Annotated in this window: 13 protein-coding genes and 1 pseudogene; 13 read left to right on the top strand and 1 reads right to left on the bottom strand. The window is 56.9% G+C overall.

Annotated elements, in window-relative coordinates; genetic code table 11:
* The first annotated feature begins 52 nt into the window (after window positions 1-52).
* The 5 genes and pseudogenes from EIP93_RS08175 (at window position 53) to EIP93_RS08155 (ending at window position 6840) form a co-directional block, all read left to right on the top strand.
* The gene (locus EIP93_RS08175; RefSeq protein WP_103972622.1) at window positions 53-1021 is read left to right on the top strand and encodes a helix-turn-helix transcriptional regulator; all 969 of its coding nucleotides are present in this window, start codon (window positions 53-55) and stop codon (window positions 1019-1021) included.
* A gap of 238 nt (window positions 1022-1259) precedes the next feature.
* Window positions 1260-2510 carry an MFS transporter gene (locus EIP93_RS08170; protein ID WP_241229568.1) on the top strand — a complete coding sequence of 417 codons (1251 nt, stop codon included), beginning with the start codon at window positions 1260-1262 and terminating at the stop codon, window positions 2508-2510.
* 208 nt (window positions 2511-2718) lie between these two features.
* Window positions 2719-4728, top strand: a complete 2010-nt coding sequence (locus EIP93_RS08165; protein ID WP_125232544.1) for a TonB-dependent siderophore receptor — start codon at window positions 2719-2721, stop codon at window positions 4726-4728.
* A gap of 270 nt (window positions 4729-4998) precedes the next feature.
* Window positions 4999-5756, top strand: a pseudogene (locus EIP93_RS08160) (CDP-diacylglycerol diphosphatase).
* A 145-nt stretch (window positions 5757-5901) separates the two neighbouring features.
* Window positions 5902-6840, top strand: coding sequence for a LysR family transcriptional regulator (locus tag EIP93_RS08155; protein ID WP_039473546.1), 939 nt, complete (start codon window positions 5902-5904; stop codon window positions 6838-6840).
* Window positions 6841-6852: 12 nt separating this feature from the next.
* Here the strand turns inward: EIP93_RS08155 and EIP93_RS08150 are convergent, their stop codons facing one another.
* On the bottom strand, window positions 6853-7989 hold the full coding sequence (locus tag EIP93_RS08150; RefSeq protein ID WP_125232543.1) for an ABC transporter substrate-binding protein: 1137 nt from the start codon (window positions 7987-7989) through the stop codon (window positions 6853-6855).
* A 237-nt stretch (window positions 7990-8226) separates the two neighbouring features.
* Between EIP93_RS08150 and EIP93_RS08145 the strand changes: the two genes are divergently transcribed.
* The 8 genes from EIP93_RS08145 (at window position 8227) to EIP93_RS08110 (ending at window position 18263) form a co-directional block, all read left to right on the top strand.
* Window positions 8227-9840 (top strand): ABC transporter permease, encoded by a 1614-nt coding sequence (locus tag EIP93_RS08145; protein WP_107333722.1) that lies wholly within the window; start codon window positions 8227-8229, stop codon window positions 9838-9840.
* Window positions 9837-10646, top strand: a complete 810-nt coding sequence (locus EIP93_RS08140) for an ABC transporter ATP-binding protein (RefSeq protein ID WP_125232542.1) — start codon at window positions 9837-9839, stop codon at window positions 10644-10646. The genes EIP93_RS08145 and EIP93_RS08140 overlap by 4 nt, the downstream gene beginning before the upstream one ends.
* 16 nt (window positions 10647-10662) lie before the next feature.
* The gene (locus tag EIP93_RS08135; RefSeq protein WP_125232541.1) at window positions 10663-12456 is read left to right on the top strand and encodes an aryl-sulfate sulfotransferase; all 1794 of its coding nucleotides are present in this window, start codon (window positions 10663-10665) and stop codon (window positions 12454-12456) included.
* 173 nt (window positions 12457-12629) lie between these two features.
* The gene (locus tag EIP93_RS08130) at window positions 12630-13550 is read left to right on the top strand and encodes an Rpn family recombination-promoting nuclease/putative transposase (RefSeq protein WP_107333085.1); all 921 of its coding nucleotides are present in this window, start codon (window positions 12630-12632) and stop codon (window positions 13548-13550) included.
* Between the two features lie 186 nt (window positions 13551-13736).
* A complete protein-coding gene (locus tag EIP93_RS08125) occupies window positions 13737-14576 on the top strand; it encodes an ATP-binding cassette domain-containing protein (RefSeq protein WP_180790252.1) in 840 nt (279 codons plus the stop codon).
* Window positions 14573-15409: an ABC transporter ATP-binding protein gene (locus tag EIP93_RS08120; protein WP_107333086.1), complete on the top strand. Its 837-nt coding sequence runs from the start codon at window positions 14573-14575 to the stop codon at window positions 15407-15409. The genes EIP93_RS08125 and EIP93_RS08120 overlap by 4 nt, the downstream gene beginning before the upstream one ends.
* Before the next feature lie 84 nt (window positions 15410-15493).
* On the top strand, window positions 15494-16741 hold the full coding sequence (locus tag EIP93_RS08115; protein ID WP_103862036.1) for an MDR family MFS transporter: 1248 nt from the start codon (window positions 15494-15496) through the stop codon (window positions 16739-16741).
* 10 nt (window positions 16742-16751) lie between these two features.
* Window positions 16752-18263 carry an ABC transporter substrate-binding protein gene (locus tag EIP93_RS08110; protein ID WP_103971218.1) on the top strand — a complete coding sequence of 504 codons (1512 nt, stop codon included), beginning with the start codon at window positions 16752-16754 and terminating at the stop codon, window positions 18261-18263.
* Window positions 18264-18291: the final 28 nt, after the last annotated feature.

Here is an 18291-nt window from a genome sequence, read left to right as displayed (position 1 = left end):
CCATGATCGGATCGTCCGATGACCGCACCCCGTATCTTCTGGAGTCTGCCCATTGAATGCCTCCCCACTGAAATCCGCCCGCGAGCCTGAAGTCACCATTTCAAATTTAATCGCTGAACTGCACGTTATGCGGCCGGATACCGGTGCGGACTGTAGCCTGCTGCGTGCTACGCTTCAGGAAGGGCTGGATATTCTGGTGTGGCGCGGGCAATTCCGGCAGCCGACGACCATGCATTTGCATGACGACTGGGGACGCATCAATTTTTCCTGTTCGTTGCAGGGAGATTCGCAATTTTCACTGAAAGGCGATCGGGGACGAGAGCACGTGCTGAAGCAAGGGGCTGGCTGTATTAGCTATACCCCGAACTGTCAGGGTACGTCATCCTACGCTGGGCAGTTTGAAAGCGTCACCGTGTCGCTGAGCCCTGAGCTATTGGCTAACTGGGTGCCAGATCTCACCGGTAACCTGCAACAGCAGTTGGATTCTGGCCGGCTCTGCACCCACTGCGACTGCAATGCCGAGATGCGGGCAACCGCTCAGGTCTTGAGCCACGCGCTGTCCAGCTTGACGCATCCACAGCAGGCCGGTGAAAACCGCCATGCGCCGCTGTGGCTGCTGGGGCAAAGCATGATTCTGGTCAGCCTCGCCGTCGCCGGACATGCCGACACGGTTTCCCAGCAGGACACGTTCAGCCAGTCCGATCGCCAAAAGCTGCAGCGGGCCAAAGATCTGCTGCTGGCAGATCTGTCACAGGCCCCCACTATCGCCATGCTGTCCAGAGAAACTGGGTTAAGCGTGCTCAAGCTGAAACGCGGATTCCGCCAGCTCTTCAATAACAGCATCTATGGGTTATTTCAGGCGGAACGTATGCACGAAGCGCGGCGTCGCCTGTTTGTCACGGGTGCGCCGGTTATGGTGGTCGCCACCGATCTGGGCTACGCCAATGCTAGCCACTTTAGCGCCGCCTTCCAAAAACAGTTCGGCGTTACACCTTCCGCTTTCAAGCGTCTGAACATTTAGTCGATAGCCAACGCCACCGTTCATCCCGATACGGGTACAAATAGACTGGATTCGGGTAGCGCTGCAACAGCGAATGATTATCATTTTCTCCATTATAAGCAGGAGAAACCGCCATGCTCCATTCCGTTGCAACACCACATCCTTTCTTTGAGACGCACGCCTATTTTACCGTCGTCACTTCGCTTGAAGCGCTGGCGATAACGCGGTTGGATCGCAACAAACCATGACGCATAACTCGATGACACGTTATCTACCCTATTGGTGTTTCTACCTCCATCAGGGCATGATCACCGCCCTCATTATGCAAGGCGTGGCGGGCTATTTTCGCCATGCCGGGCTGGATCTGGCGCAACTAAGCTGGCTGTCGTTGACCTTTCTGCCGTGGATTGCCAAGTGCCTGTGGGCACCGTGGGGTGAGCGTCACGCACTTCCCCTGCGCGGTAATCCCTATTTAGGCAGTCTGGTGCTGCTCCAGATCGCGATGGCGGCGACGCTGGTCGTGATTGGGGTCATCTCGCCCGAACAATCCGTCCTGACAATCGTCATCGCGCTGATGCTGCTGGCGCTGCTCTCCGCCAGCCACGATATCTATGCCGACGGCATCACGATCTGCACCACCAACGCGTCCAGTCGTGCTCTGGCGAATACCGCACAGGTCGGCGGCAGCTATCTGGGCATTCTGTTCGGTTCCTATGCGTTCCTGAGTATTGCGGAACAGGCGGGCTGGCGAGGTGGCTTCTTCGCGCTGGCGGGGCTGTCGCTGCTGATGCTCATCCTGCCGCTGCGCTATCTCCAACAATCCCCTATTCAGCACAGTCAGACTCAGCATCATCAAACCCAACAAGCCGCACGCCCGACGCTAAATCGTCTGACGTTTAAAACGCTCTGGCCGGTATTAGCCTTCACGGCCATTTTCTATCTGGCAATGCGCGGCATGATGGCGCTACAAACCGTCATGCTGATCGACAGACAGCTTAGCCTGAGCCAACTGGGTATCGTCATGACGGTGTACAGCACCGCCGTCAGCGGCGTAGGGATTGTGCTCGCCAATGTTCTGATTCGACGTATGGGCGCACTGCGCTGCCTGCTGCCCGTGATGGTTGTGCACGCTCTGTTGGCCATTGTGCTGGCCGTCGGCTACCCGCTGTATTCATTGAACGCCTGGATCGCGCTCTTTGGCGTGGTCAATCTGGCTGCCGCCGTCGGGTTTGTCACGCTATACAACGTTCTGATGGGATTAGTCAGACCGCATCAGCCCGCTTCCGACTATGCGCTGTTCCAATCGACCGATGCTGCCGTCGCCATGATTGTGTCGATTGCCGCGCTTCAGCTCGCGCATCACACAAATTATCAGACCACGCTAGGCGTACTGGCCTGCTTCGCAGTCGCCAGCCTGTGGCCCGCCAAGCGGCTATCGGTACGGCTTTCCCGCGCGTTTTCAGAGGGAACGTCCCCCGTAGTTGCAAACCAACAGGGACAGGATTCATGACAGGGAGAACGTGCAGGACATCTGCTGTATTCGGGTTGAAATAGACCCGATACGGGTAGCTCAAAAAATGCAAACGATTATCATTTAACTTTCATCATTCTCTGTCTCACACGCTTTCCGTGTCGTAGCTTTCCGTATCGTAAGAAAGCGTGTCGTGATGAAAGCCGTTGCCTTTGACATCGATTTTAGTCTTTTCAGGGATTTAATAATGAAAATAATGCGTCTTTATCCGCTTGCCTTAACCGGCGTATTTCTCTCTTCTTATGCCTTTGCCGCTCAGGAAGATACGCTTGTTGTCACCGCCAGCAAACAGTCGCCATATTCTGCCTCGGCCAATAACGTCTCTTCCACCGTCGTGACGGCACCGGAGCTGAAAGACGCTGGCGTCACCAGTACCGATAAGCTAACCCGTGTGATGCCCGGTCTGAACCTCGGCAATAACGGCAGCCTGCTGTTCCCGTCAATCTCACTGCGCGGTGTGTCTTCCGCACAGGATTTCTACAGCCCAGCCGTGACCGTCTACGTGGACGGCATACCGCAGCTCGCCACCAACACCGTGCAGGCACTCTCCGATGTGGAAAGCATCGAAATGCTGCGAGGCCCGCAGGGAACGCTGTACGGTAAAAGCGCTCAGGGCGGCATTATCAATATCGTCACTCAGCAACCGGACAGCACGCCGCGTGGCTATGTTGAAGGTGGCGTCGCCAGCCGTGACGGCTATCACGGCAAAATCAACCTCAGCGGCCCCATTCAAGATGGCCTGCTGTACGGTAGCGTCACGCTGCTGCGTCAGGTCGATTCGGGCGCGATGACTAACCCTGCTACCGGCAGCGACAATCTCGGCGGGACAAAATCCAGCGTCGGGAATCTTCGACTGCGGCTGGCACCCGATGATCAGCCGTGGGAAACCAGTCTGGCACTGACGGAAGACTGCACGCGCGCCACGCAGGATACTTACCTGCCGTTTGGCGATGCCAAAAACCGAACGCTGGAGATCGCCGCTGGCGCGCCCGATCCTACATTGCGCCGCTGTACGCACAGTCAGTCGCTGAGCGGAAAATACACCACCGATAACTGGATTTTTAGCCTGATTGGCGCGTGGCAGCAGCAAAATTACGACCGCACGTTCCCGAACGGTACGCTGATTGCCGATATGCCGGAGCGCTGGAATCAGGACGTGCAGGAGCTGCGTGCTGCGACACACGGTGCAGGCCGCGAGGTGGATATGGTGTTCGGTCTTTACCGACAGAACACACGTGAAAAACTCGATCTGACCTACAGCACGGCGGGTTCTCCGTTCATGAAGAGCAATGCCAACACGTCGTCGGAGACGTTAGCCGCCTACAGCGATCTGACCTGGCACCTGACTGACCGTATCGATCTGGGCGGCGGGCTGCGCGTGTCACACGATAGCGCCGAAACCCGTTACCACCAGCAGTTCTCCGGCATGAACGTAGGCGATCGCAATAGCGTCGATGACGATCAGGTGCTGGGGCAGCTCTCCGCCAGCTATCTGCTGAATAATGATTGGCGTGTCTATACCCGCGTCGCGCAGGGCTACAAGCCAACGGGCTTTAACTACTCACCTGCCGCCGGCACACAGGCCATTCCATACAGCGCAGAGAAATCGATTAACTATGAAATCGGCTCGCGCTATCAGAGCGGCGATGTGCAGCTTCAGGGTGCGGTGTTCCATACCCACACGCGTGATATGCAGCTGTATTCCGGCCCAGTCGGTATGCAAACGCTCAGCAACGCAGGTAGCGCCGATGCCAGCGGTGTAGAGATGATGCTGAAGTGGCAGTTCGTTCCTAACTGGTCATGGGATATCAATGGCACCTATGTCCGCTCTGAATTTACCGGCGACAGCGAAAGCTATCAGGATAAGCGCGTGCCCTTCGTACCGCGCTACGGGGCTGGCACCAGCCTGAACGGACTGATTGATACCTCGTTCGGCGCGTTAATGCCGCGTCTGGCCTTCAATGTGGTTGGGCCTCACTACTTCGACGGCGACAACGCGTTGCGTCAGGGTACCTATACCACGACTGACCTGCGCCTCAGTTGGCAGGCCACCGACCGGGTGAATATCGCTGGCTATGTGGATAACGTCTTCGACCGCCGCTACCGCACCTTTGGCTTTATGAGCGGCACATCGGGCTACGCGCAGGTCAATGAAGGCCGAACCGTTGGCGTGGACGTGCGGGTCGATTTGTTCTGATTTCTATTATCGGTATTCGTACCGTCGCAACCTGTCGGGATGGTGTTCAGCCATCCCGATAGCATCGCATTGAATGCCTTTTATCCCCATCTCCTACGGATTAACCTACCGTCTTTCACCCTTACAATCCGTTACCGATTAGGATGTCTCCTTGCACCAAAGTCATATTAATGACATTACCCCTGCCCCATACTGCTGGCTTATCACTGAATTCTCATGCCCCGTTTTTCCCTGCTACTTTGCGCCTCGTGCGCCTGCCGGAGACCCGTCATGAAACGTAACACGATCCTGATCTTCACGGTTTCTGCCATCATTTTACTCGCAGCAGCCACAACAATATGGTGGAAAGTTGGTCGGGGAAACAGCAATGCGCTGTGGGAGATCGTCAGCGAACAGTGCGTGCCCAACCAACAGCCAACGGTAAACCCGCCCCCTGTCTGGACGTCAATCTGGCGAATGGCTATGTGCTTTTTGACGACAGAAACGGCCCCTATCACGACCTGCTGCTCCCTATCGATAAAATCAGCGGCATCGAGAGTCCAACGCTGTTGCAGCAAGACACGCCCAATTTCTTCGAACAGGCATGGGCGAACCGCAGCCATCTGTCGCGCGAAGCTGGTAAGCCGATCAGAGATGATTATCTCTCGCTGGCGATTAACTCACGCTATGGCCGTACACAAAACCAGCTGCATATCCACATTGCCTGCCTGCGCCCGGAGATTTATCAAACGTTGAACCAGCAGTTCCCAACGCTCTCTGCCGACTGGAAAACGCTGCCAGTAAAAATTAACGGGCACGTCTATCTGGCAAAAACGCTCGCGGTGAACGAACTGGCGCAAAGCGATCCGTTCAAAACGCTCGATCGCTACGCACAGCAGCAGAATGAATCTATCGGCAAATACGGCCTTGCAATGGTCTCCATGCCGACGGGCGAAAAGGTGCTGCTCGCCAGCAGTTTGGACGTGTTCAATATGAGTCTCGGATCCGTGGAAGAAATTCAGGATTTTTCCTGCGCGCTGGCGAAATAGCCACTGACCGCGTCAGACAGCGGCCTGCGCGCGCTGGGGTCCCATCGTAATCAATTCGCTATAACTTATAACATTTTGTTCATTGCGTTGGCATCCGACCTCCGCCTAAAAAGTGGGAAAAATCGACACGGTAGGTAGCTGCAATATGCATCTGGATTTACGGCAATTACGCAATTTTCTTGCACTGGCCGAACATGGGAGTTTTGTACAGGCCGCTGAGGCCGTCTGCCTGTCGCAATCGGCATTCAGCCGCAGCATTCAGGCGCTGGAACAAACGATGGGGCATCCGCTTATCGACCGCCAGAGCCGCCGCTTTGCGCTGACGTGGCAGGGCAATACGCTGCTGCCGTTTGCACGGCGTATGCAGGAGCTGTCATGGGAATTGATGACCGACATGCGGCAGATCAGCGAGGCGCAGGAAGGCGAACTGACGTTTGGCTGCGGCCCAGCACCGTCTACCACGCTGATCCCCAAGGCGGTCGCACATTTCCACGCCCTTCGTCCGCGAGCCAGAGTCACCTACAGCGTGGATAACTGGCAATCCCTGCGTGAACGGCTGCTAGCCGACGAGTGGCCTTTTATCGTTGCCGATACCTGGCAGGCCGAAATGGAAACCAACCTCCATGTCCAGCCATTAAGCCAGCAGCGATGCTTTTTTATCTGCCACTCTTCGCACCCGCTGGTACAGCAGGCAAACGTCACGCCGGACGATCTCCTGCGCTTTCCGCTCGCCTCCCCTTTTATGCCCGTCGGCATGCGCAAGGTGCTGGCCGCCTTAACGCGCCAGCCCGATTATCGGCCACAGATTCAGTGTGACCATATCTATTCTGTTTTCAGCATCCTGCGGCATACGCAGGCCATCAGCTTCGCTAGCGAGGATGGCTTTGCGCTGGGTCGATTAAGTCATCAGTTGGTAGAAATTCCGCTGACGGGCACGCCGCCGGAATGGGCAAATATGCAAACCCGCTTCGGTATTGTCACCTGTTTGCAGAGAACGCTACCACCGCTGGCCGAGCTGATGATCGAAAGCATATTGGCACAGGACAGGCTGCGCTCACCGGCTCCGGCACTGCCAACCCTGTGAGCGCATTCGTGATTATTTCGCAGGATTACCGCTGGCATCATACACTGCCCAGTTCGATTCCAGCCCTTTGGCTTTCAGTGCTCGGTCAACAAACTGGCCAGCAAACCAGTCGCTGGCCGAGAACGTGCTGCGAATCAACCCGGCGGCTTTCGCCCGCTCGATGCTGTCCTGCAAGCTGCTGAGCAGGAACGGATCGAGACGCGGCGAGCTTTGGAAAGGGAGATCCTCCGCTTTCAATTCTTCCTGAAAAATCGTCTGCGGAATCTGACTCTGCTCGGCCATGAGCGCGGTGTATTCCGGCAGGTGCTGCGCATCGCCGATCCACTGCGCATTGTCCACCAGCACATTTACCAGTTGCTGCGTCGTGCCCGGGTAGCGATCGATAAAGTCCTGCGTCGCCAGCACCGCGGCCTGCGTGGTATTCGGCCAGCCCAGCGCCCGGCTGGTGGTCACAATAGTGATGCACTGCTTACGCAACGCCAGCAGAGAGACGCCGCCCCACACAGCATCCACGCGTCTGGCCGCCAGTGCAGCCTTGCCTGCCGTCCAGTCCAGATTAATGACTCGCACATCGCGCTCGTTTAGCCCGACGCTTTTAATCGCACGCTCAAACGACAGCTGATCGGCCGTTCCCTTGTAGACCGCAATCCGCTTGCCGCGTAAATCTTCAATGCGTTGAATTCCAGATTCCGGCGTCGCCGCCAGATAAGAATTAGAGCCGCGCGACCCCACCAGCACCCGCGTTGGCAGACTACCCGCACGGCCGATAATAGCCGCCAGATCGCCCAGATACACCACATCCAGCTGCTTGTTTGCCAGCGCCTCATTCACCGCTGGGCCTGCTCCTTTAAAGAACGACCAGCGAATGTTGATACCCTGCGGCTCAAATTCTTTCTCTAACTGTTGGCGAATATGCGCCAACCCCAGTGGCCCGCGAATAAAGGGTTTACTGCCTGCACTCTGATCCGGCAAACCAATACGAATCTCCGTCGGCTTCTGTGCCTCCTGCGGGGCGGCGTCATTTGCCTGAACGGTGGAAACGAGCGCGGCGCCCATCAGCAAGGCAGTACTTAATACCTTCATCCCCCAGCGCCAGCGGGAAGATGCCGTTATCGACGAGGCGGTGACCAACAGGGTGGCTTGTTGCATACGGTTTTCCTTAATAATTCGTTTCATCTGTCATGAAACTAGCGAACCGTCGGCGTCAGTCTTAAATAACATTTACAGGTTTGTTCAGCGGAAAAAAGCATAAATCAGGGCTGGCGGGCTTGGGCTACGCGTATGCATTTATTGCACGACGACCATCGCTTTATTGCATTGGCGTTCAACCTTGAAACCTGTTTTTTATTCCCTATTCATCCAGCTGCGATGGTTTTCGGGAATAAAATGAATAAGTCGATACTGCTGAAAAAAAACGCGATCGTCTGGCCTGCACTGCCGGTAGCGCGGGTCTATTCTCTTGTCGTGTCAATAGGGGTGCCGCTTGTAGTACCACTAATTGTGCCGCTGGCGCTGCTGGCGTTGTGGTATATCAGCACCCATTACGGCTGGATGCCTTCCCAGATTCTCCCGGCTCCCGACATCGTCGCTAAAACCGCCGTCGAACTTTGGCACAACGATCTCCTGCCGCAGCTCTTTATCAGCCTGCAACGGCTAGCTAGCGGCCTGCTGGCTGGCGTACTGGCGGGGACGCTACTTGGTGCGCTGATGGGAGCCTCACGCCGTGCCGAACACCTGCTGCACCCGACGGTCTACGCGCTGGCACAAATTCCAACGCTGGGTTGGATACCGCTGTTTATGGTGCTGTTCGGCATCGATGACGGCCTGAAGCTCGCCGTCATCATCAAGGCCGTGATTATCCCCGTGACACTGCATACGCAAACAGGCGTGCGTAACGTGCCGCATGCACTACAGGAAGTCGCTCGCACTCTGCGCCTGCCGTGGTATCAGCGCCTCATCAAATTGACGCTGCCCGCCGCGCTACCCACTTGGTTAACCGGCTTACGGCTGGCGCTCTCGCAGGCGTGGGTGTCGCTGATCGTGGTTGAACTGCTAGCATCGTCTCAGGGCATTGGCTACCTGCTGGTATGGGGACGCCAGCTGTTTCAGTTGGATATTGTGTTTGTCTGTATCGCCGTCATTGGGCTGGCAGGGCTGACGATGGAGTGGGCAATCAATCAACTGGAACGCCGTCTGGTTTTCTGGCCACATCCGCCACTCAGCCGCTTAACCGCTACACCGTCTCGTCGCTTATCCGCGTTGGTTTTACCCTTTCTGCTTCTGCTGCTCTGGCAACAGGCCAGCCGTTTCGGTTGGGTCGATCCGCTGCTGCTGCCACCGCCCGCCGACGTGTGGCACATGCTGTTGCAAGGCGTGCGTGACGGTTCACTCACCGAGGCGATGCAGGCCAGTCTGACCCGCGCGCTCGCCGGTGCGGCATGCGGGATTGTCGCGGGCCTCGTGTGCGGCGTGCTGCTCGGGCTGAATGCCACCAGCGACGCGCTCTTCACGCCCACGGTTGCGACACTGCGCCAGATCGCGCTGTTTGCCTGGTTGCCGCTGCTGACGGCCTGGGTCGGCAACGATGAAACTGGGAAAATCACATTTGTGGCGCTGGCCTCGTTCTTCCCCATGTTGGTGGCCAGCCATCGCGGTATCCGCCAGCGGTCACAAGCCTTACAAGAGGTCGCGCAGGTGTTGCAGCTACGTTTATCAACCCGCCTGCGAGTACTGATCCTGCCGGGGGCCGCGCCCGCGATCTTCACTGGTTTACGTCTGTCGCTGATTTACGCCTGGCTTGGCACCATCGGCGCTGAATATTTCATGTCATCCGGCACCGGGATCGGCAGCCTGATGATCAACGCCCAACAGCTACTGGATATGCCCCTGATTATCAGCGGCATGCTGTTGATTGGATTAACGGGCGCGGTGCTCGACCGCGTCGGATTAGGTCTGGAACAGCGGATGACGCGCTGGCGTTCCGCAGGAGAAATCGCATGACGTCCACAACCCTTGAGGTATCACCGCCAGTCGTACAGTTCGATCGGCTGCGTAAACAGTTTCGTGTTCAGGGTGAGTCGCTGACGGTAATCGATGATTTTTCACTGTCGATTCACAGCGGTGAACTGGTGGCGATTGTCGGCAGCAGCGGCTGCGGCAAATCCACGCTGTTGCGTATGCTGGTCGGGTTGGACAACGACTATCAGGGACGCGTGCTGGTTGAAGGAAAAACCGTGCGCGGCATCGGGCGTGAGCGTGGCATGGTGTTTCAGGAACCGCGCCTGTTTCCGTGGCTGACGGTGCGGCAAAACATCGCACTTGGACTGGCGAATGAAGCCATCGATAGCAAAGAGCGGAAGCGCCTGATCGATCATTTTATTCAGCTCATCCATTTGCAGGATTTTGCCGATGCCCTGCCCGCCCAGCTTTCCGGCGGTATGGCGCAGCGTGTGGCTATCGCACGCGGGCTCGTCGCCAATCCACGTATCCTGATGCTGGATGAACCTTTTGGCGCACTGGATGCGTTGACCCGCCAGCAGATGCAGCAGGAGCTGCGCCGCATTCATCAGGCAGAAGGCACGACCACGCTGCTGGTCACTCACGACGTCGAGGAAGCCGTCTATCTCGCCGATCGCGTCGTCGTGCTGGCACCACGACCGGGACGTATCCGCCAGATTGCGACCATTTCGCTGCCGCATCCACGCCAGCGTGACAGTCAGGCCTTTCACCAGCAGTGCGGCGACTTGCTCGCACTGCTGACGCAGCCTGCCGATACGGCTGCCGACCCCTCTTATCTGAACACGTAAACACTGGAGCACCATTATGGGACACCCTTCCGTCTACCCGACCGGCACAACGATTTACAACCCGGAAAAAGCCTGGGGCGGCTACACCGTCTTTCAGGCGCTGGAACGTGGCGCGGTGCTGGTGGATATGAACGGCACCGAACTGCGCCTGTGGGAAGGTCTGCACGGCTTCCCTAACAAAATCCTGCCCGGCGGTTACATCCTCGGGCACAGCGGCGAACGTGATTCGCGTTACGGCATGCAGGACATGGTCGATCTGATTCAGGTCGACTGGGACGGCAACGTCGTCTGGAAATTCAACGGCTATGAACACATTACCGATCCTGACCTTCCGCCAGAATGGATGGCACGCGTCCACCATGACTACCAGCGCAGCGGCAATCCGGTCGGCTATTACGCGCCGGGTCAAGAACCACAGTCGATTGGCGGCAACACATTATTGCTGGCGCATACCAACCTGCATAATGAACGGATCAGCGACAAACTGCTGCTCGACGACACCATCATCGAGGTGGACTGGGAGGGCAATATTTTATGGGAGTGGCGTTGCAGCGACCATTTCGATGAACTCGGCTTTGATGACGACGCAAAAACCGCGCTGTACAACAATCCCAACCTGCGCAAAAGCGGCGGTGGGATGGGCGACTGGATGCACATCAACTCCATGTCGGCACTCGGCCCCAATCCGTGGTTCGATCAAGGCGATACCCGTTTCCACCCAGATAACATCATCTGGGACGCGCGCGAATCCAACATCATTGCCATCATCGACAAGCAGAGCGGCAATATTGTCTGGCAGCTTGGCCCCAACTACAACACGCCTGAGCTCAAACACATCGGCTGGATTATCGGCCAGCACCACGCGCATATGATCCCCGCAGGCTTACCGGGCGCGGGCAATATTCTGGTGTTTGATAACGGCGGCTGGGCTGGCTACGGCGCGCCCAACCCGGCATCGGCTGACGGGGTGAAAAACGCCTGGCGTGACTATTCCCGCGTACTGGAAATCAACCCGGTCACGCTGGATATTGTTTGGCGCTATTCGCCCTACGAAGCAGGCATTCCGCACCCGACTGACGCCTTCCGTTTTTACAGCCCGTACATCAGTAATATCCAGCGCCTGCCGAACGGCAATACGCTGATTAACGAAGGAGCCAACGGTCGGTTGTTTGAAGTCACCGCCGATCATGAAATTGTCTGGGAGTTTATTTCCCCCTATTGGGGCAAGACGGTGAACACCAACATGCTGTATCGCGCCTACCGCGTCCCCTATGAATGGGTGCCGCAGCTGTCGCGCCCACAGGAAACTCCGGTGATTGCCCCTGATAATACTCAACTACGCCAGCCCGGAGCCGCCGCGCCCGGCTTCGCCAGCGTGATTCGTATTGACGGCACGCGTCCTTATAAAAAGAGCGGCGATGCACTGTGTGTCGCGACCGACAGCGAAGATCTCAAGCGCAGCCCGAAGCTCTTTGCCGTCAACCGTGAGCGTTTTGCGCCACTCACCGCCGACCGTTGGCCTGAACTGGCTGCACAACGTGGCCCACAGCTGCTGCTGGTCGGCGCGGAGCGCTGCGTCCATTGCAAAAGCCTCTATCGCCAGTTAGAAGCGATTCTGGATAACGAGGAATACCGTCAATTACCAAGTCATTATCTGGACGCCGACCATCACATCGCACTGGCAGAGAAATTGGCGGTCAGGACGCTACCAACTCTGCTCTGGCTCGAAAACGGTGAAGAACAAGCTCGCCTAAGCGGCGCCCAGCAGCCCGAACGCCTGCGCCAGTGGCTGACCACGCAACAGAGCTAACCCTCACACCTTAACGCGATCTCGCTCCCAGTGAGGTCGCGTCGTTGCTTTCATTTCTCACTTTTCTTGCGTACGTCCTTCCATACCAACGCAGTCGTCCTCTGCGCTTCTTCCCTGCCCATATCCGCTTCTTTTACCATTGCCTACAGATTATTCAGGGACGGAAAAACAGCATGGCCGCGCATGATGCGATTTTTAAACAGTTTCTCAGCGATCCAGCCGTCGCAAAGGATTTCTTCGCCATCCATCTGCCAGAAGAAATCAGGACTATCTGCGACTTCAGCTCGCTGCAACTGCAATCAGCCTCTTTTGTGGACGAGGAACTGCGCGCAAGAATATCGGATATGCTGTATTCAATTCAGACCACCACAGGGCAAGGTTATATCTATTGTGTGATTGAGCACCAGAGTCGCCCAGAAAAGCTGATGCCGTTTCGCCTGCTGCGCTACGCGCTGGCTGCTATGCAGCAGCACCTCTCTCAAGGTCACGATACGTTGCCACTCGTCGTTCCTTTACTGTTTTATCACGGCCAGCGTAGCCCTTATCCCTATACGCTGCGCTGGCTCGACGGTTTTGCTGACGCTATTCAGGCAGAAAAACTCTACAATACCTCCTTTCCTTTGGTTGACCTAACGGTGATGCCGGATGAGGACATCAAGACGCATCGCCGCGTGGCGCTGTTGGAACTGGTGCAAAAACACATTCGCACGCGCGATATGCTGGAATTAGCACAGGATATCGGGCTATTATTTGAGCGCTGGCAGGTACCGCTGCCACAAAAAAGAGCGATACTTTTTTACATCGCACGAAGCGGCAACACCTCAAGGCCAGCAGAGTTTATTGAGGCCGTCGCGCAGTCTCTGTCAACGGATCGGGAGGCGATCATGACCATCGCACAGCAGCTTGAGAAAATCGGGTTTGAAAAAGGCATCAAGCATGGCATACAGCAAGGGATACTGCATGGCATGAAAGCCAGTGCTCAAAATATTGCTCGTCAGCTTCTGCTTAGCGGCATGGAACCTACTCAGGTTTGTCAGATTACTCAGTTGAGCGCGGCGGAACTGGCACAGCTTGTTGATTCATCGAATGAGTAGGCTCTAAAGATACATCACGCTTTCCTACAATTTACCCTTCCCCCCTCTTTTTCATCATCGACGCGGTCAGATAAGGCTGCGTCGCAGCGCCAATTTATACGCTCTGGATCACATTTCCTTTGCATCACGCTGTTGTAATTTGTTATGTTATTACATATCGATTTACACTGACCCTATACGTTAACCATGATTAACTGGAACAGACACACAGACGCCATTCTTCAGGTAGAGAACCTGAGCCTGTCTATTGGTGGTGAAACCAAGGTCAGCGATATCAGCTTTACGCTGTTCGCGGGTGAACGTGTCTGTTTACTCGGTGCATCCGGTTCCGGTAAATCCCTCACCGCCAAAGCGATCATCGGCACACCGCCGTCGGGCTGCCAGATTAGCGGCAGTATTCGGGTGAATGGCGAAGAAGTCAGCCAGTTGAAAGCACTGGCGCGCCCGCAGGTCAGTCGCGTCTCTGCCGTGTTCCAGGACTCCGCAACGGCGCTTAATCCCCTCATGCCGTTGGGAAAACAGCTGTCTCTGGCGTTGAAAACCACCTCTTCCTCTGAGCTTTCTGCACTTCTGGCTGCCATGAAGCTGGATGATATTCCCAACCTCCTGCAACGCTATCCTGCCGAACTGTCCGGTGGCCAGCGCCAGCGCATTTGTATTACCCTCGCTCTACTCGGCAAGACACGCCTGCTGGTGGCGGACGAACCGACAACTGCGCTCGATGTCATTACCCAGAAGCAAGTATTGCAGGTCTTACAGGAACGTAGCGCGCAGCCGGATGCTCCTGCCCTGCTGTTTATTACGCATGATATCGCCGTTGCCGCCCAACTCTGCCAGCGTGGCCTGGTGATGGAAAACGGACGAGTCATTGAATCCGGCAGTATGCAGCAACTACTGAATGCACCACAGCAGCCGTATACCCGCAGTCTGGTCGCTGCCGCACGTCGCGCCGACACGCTTTTATCTGACAATCTTTTTCCTGATAATGTGTTACCCACCGCTGTTGCCGGAGCGCTTGCCGGATGAACCACCACCTGCACGCGGTTCCTTCACCGTTTTTAAGCCTTGAACACGTCAGCCGCTATCGTCAGACGTCACGTTTGCCGTGGCAAAAGGCCGATCCTGCCAGTGCCATTTTTCACGACCTGTCGCTAAACCTGCAACAGCACGAACGCGTCGGGCTGGTCGGTGCTTCCGGCTGTGGTAAATCCACGCTGCTAAAAACCCTGCTCGCGCTTGAAGCGCCAGAAAGTGGTGCGGTGTACTGTGACGGCAACCTGATTAAACCCGGTTCGGTACGTTCGCTGCTCTGGTATCGCCGCCGCGTCCAATATATTCCGCAGGATCCGGCCGGCTCGCTCGCGCCACGTCAACGCGTCGCCGATCTCCTCATCGAGCCGCTGAAGCGACTCCGCCCCGATGAGAACCATCACGCTAATGGAAACCATTCTGCCCGCCTGAACGAAGTCATGGATCAGGTAGGACTGAGCGTCACGCTTCTGGATAAGGTCGCGGGGCAGCTTTCCGGGGGACAGGCACAGCGTGTCGCTCTGGCACGAGCGCTGATTGTTCGACCCGAATTTTTACTGGCGGACGAGCCCGTCAGCGGTCTGGATTTACCGCTGCGCGAACAAATTAAAGCCCTGCTTCAGCAGGTCACCGAACAAAACAAAATGGGCTTGCTGATGGTCTCGCACGATATTTCCATGCTCGCCGGGCTGTGCGACAGAATGCTAGTCATGGATGGCGGATGCATTATTGAAGATCGCCCCACGACCGAGGTGCTAGCTTCACCGCAACAGGCGCACACCGCTCATCTGTTGCAGGCCGTCCCCGCGCTATCGACGTCAGGCTATTAGCTCGCTGAAAACGCGCTTTTTACAATAAAATATCGCATCAATAACACATTCCCCCGTAACGGGCTTTTTATAACGGATCATGACATGTCAGACCTTACCGCCAACCGCGCACCACGGCCTTATCCCCCGTTGCTTCTGGGTAGCCAGCTTGTTTTCAATATTGGCTTTTATGCCGTCGTGCCGTTTCTGGCGATTTTCCTGCGCGACGACATGCTGCTTTCCGGCTGGGCTATCGGGCTAGTAATTGGCTTACGCACCTTTTCTCAACAGGGCATGTTTTTAGTCGGCGGCGCGCTGGCTGACCGATTCGGCGCGCGCGTGATCATCCTGTGTGGCTGTGTCGTGCGTATCAGCGGCTATCTCCTGCTGGCGTTAGGCGACTCGCTATGGCCGATCATCCTCGGCGCCTGTCTGACCGGCGTCGGCGGTGCCCTGTTCTCTCCCGCCATCGAAGCGCTGATGGCACAGGCCGGTACGCAAAGTGAAAAAGAGGGAAAACGCAGCCGCTCCGAGTGGTTCGCCCTGTTTGCCATTTGTGGTGAGTTGGGCGCAGTGCTGGGGCCGTTGCTCGGCTCAGTGCTGGCCGGATACGGATTCCAGCGCGTGGCGCTCGCGGGTGCGGGCGTGTTTGTTATCGCGCTCATCATCCTGTTTTTCAGCCTGCCACCGACGCAGCGCAATCGGGGAGAATTACAGATTGCTCCGTGGTGGGAAACGTTCCGCCAGCGCCGTTTTGTCGCGTTCATCATTGCCTACAGCGCTTACCTGTTCAGCTACAACCAGCTCTACCTGGCACTGCCGGTTGAACTGCATCGCTCCGGCAGCAGCGAGAAAGATCTCGGACCGCTGTTTGTCCTGGCCTCCCTGCTGGTGATCGGGTTACAGCTTCCGCTGGCGCGTTTTGCCCGCCGGGTTGGCGCGGCGCGCATGCTGCCACTGGGCTTCGCGCTGCTGGCCGCGTCGTTCTTTAGCGTCGCGCTGTTTGCTTCCAGCACGCCGCCTGACGGGTGGCAGCGCCTGCTTCCGGCTATCTCGTTAATTACGCTGCTGACGCTGGGGCAGATGTTAATCGTCCCCGTCGGGATGGACCTCATCCCACGCTTTGCCAACAACAAAAACCTGGGTGCGCACTATGGCGCGCTGGCATCGATGGGCGGCATCGCGGTACTGGTCGGCAACTTTATACTCGGCAGCCAGCTCGATCGCGCGCTAACGCCGTCGCCACAGGCCGCCATTCCGTGGGTGCTGCTCGCCGCCGTGCCGCTGTGCAGTTCTCTGGCCATGATGGTCATCTGCCGCCCGTTTAAATCCGCTTCAACCGTGAATGAATAAGGACAGACTGATGAATATGCGCAATCTCCTGTGGCCCGTTTCCGGCTTGCTATCAGCTACGCTGCTGCTTTCAGGCTGCTTCAATGAGCCCGAGGAAAACCACGGCTCACATCATGACGGTCGAATCAAACTGGCGATGCTTCAGCCACCTCGCTCCGGCCTGACGCCGTTGAGCGATGATGCCTTTAAGCTGTCGCGCTGGAGCACGGCAGAAACGCTGGTAGTGCTCGACAAACTCGGCGAAGCCCAGCCTGCGCTGGCGACAAAATGGCAACAGATCGATGATAAATCCTGGCGTTTTGAACTGCGGCCAAACGTCCATTTTCACGATAACACCACCTTAAACGCCGCCACCGTAGTGAATGCGCTCACCGTGGCGTCCACGGCTGCCCCCAAACCGCGCATTCTGGACGGCGTACAGTTAACGGTAAAAGCCGATGGCGATAACGCCGTCATTGTCTCCACCGCTAAAGCGGATCCACTGCTGCCACAGCGTTTATCCAGCCCGCAGTTAGCGATTCTCTCCACCGCAGCATACGGTAAAAATGGCGTCGTCAATCCGATCAACACCGGAAGCGGCCCGTTCGTTCTGCGTACCGTCACCGGCACCAGTAGCGCGGTGTTAGATCGATTTGACGGTTATTGGGGTGATAAAGCACAAGCCAGTGGTATCGACGTCAGCTTTGTGTCCGACGGCGCGGCGCGCGCTGCTGCATTACGTACCGGCACGGCAGACATTGTCGAAGCCATTCCGGTTTCTCAGGCACCGCTGCTGGATCAATCGCTGGTGCATGAAGTCCCCATGCCGCGCACCAACACCCTGTATCTGAATACGCGTCATGGCGTGATGCAAGATCCCGCGATGCGTGCTGCCGTGCGCGATGCGATTAATCGCCAGCAGTTGGTGGATAACGTCTATGAGAAACGTGCTGATATCGCGCAGGGTCTATTAGGTCCCGCGCTGCCGTGGGCTGCGGAACTGCGTCAGCCGGTAGCGAATCCGGTCAAAGCTGGTACGCCTGCGGGAGCGACCATCACGCTGGCAACGTTCAGCGATCGCGCCGAACTGCCTGAAGTCGCGGTCTATCTGGCACAGCAGCTCACTGCCGCGGGATTTACGGTAAAACAGGTGGTGCGTGAGTATGCACAGATCGAGTCCGACGCGCTGGCAGGCAAGTTCGATGCCTTTATTTTATCCCGCGCCACCGTACTGGATTCCGGCGATCCAGTGGCTTATCTGTACAGCGACTTCGCCTGTGAAGGGTCGTTCAATATCGCTCAACTGTGCCGCCCGGAAATCGATCAGGCACTGCAAAAAGCGGCCGCGATTCCTGCGGGCGTTGCACGCCGTCAGGCCATCATGCAGGCAGAAAACCTGATCCTGGCCAGCGATGCCGCTATCCCAATGCTGCATGAGCGCGTAATTCAAGGTGAAAGCGCACAGGTAAAAGACGCACTGCGCGACCCGCGTGAACGCACGCTGATTAACGCCGCCACGCATATTGCCACCGGCGCCAAGTAACGGATAGTGCACCCGCAACCAGAAAGAT

Source organism: Pectobacterium versatile, assembly GCF_003932035.1.
In the GTDB taxonomy this organism is placed as follows: domain Bacteria; phylum Pseudomonadota; class Gammaproteobacteria; order Enterobacterales; family Enterobacteriaceae; genus Pectobacterium; species Pectobacterium versatile.
This window is presented reverse-complemented; position numbering and strand designations above follow the sequence as displayed.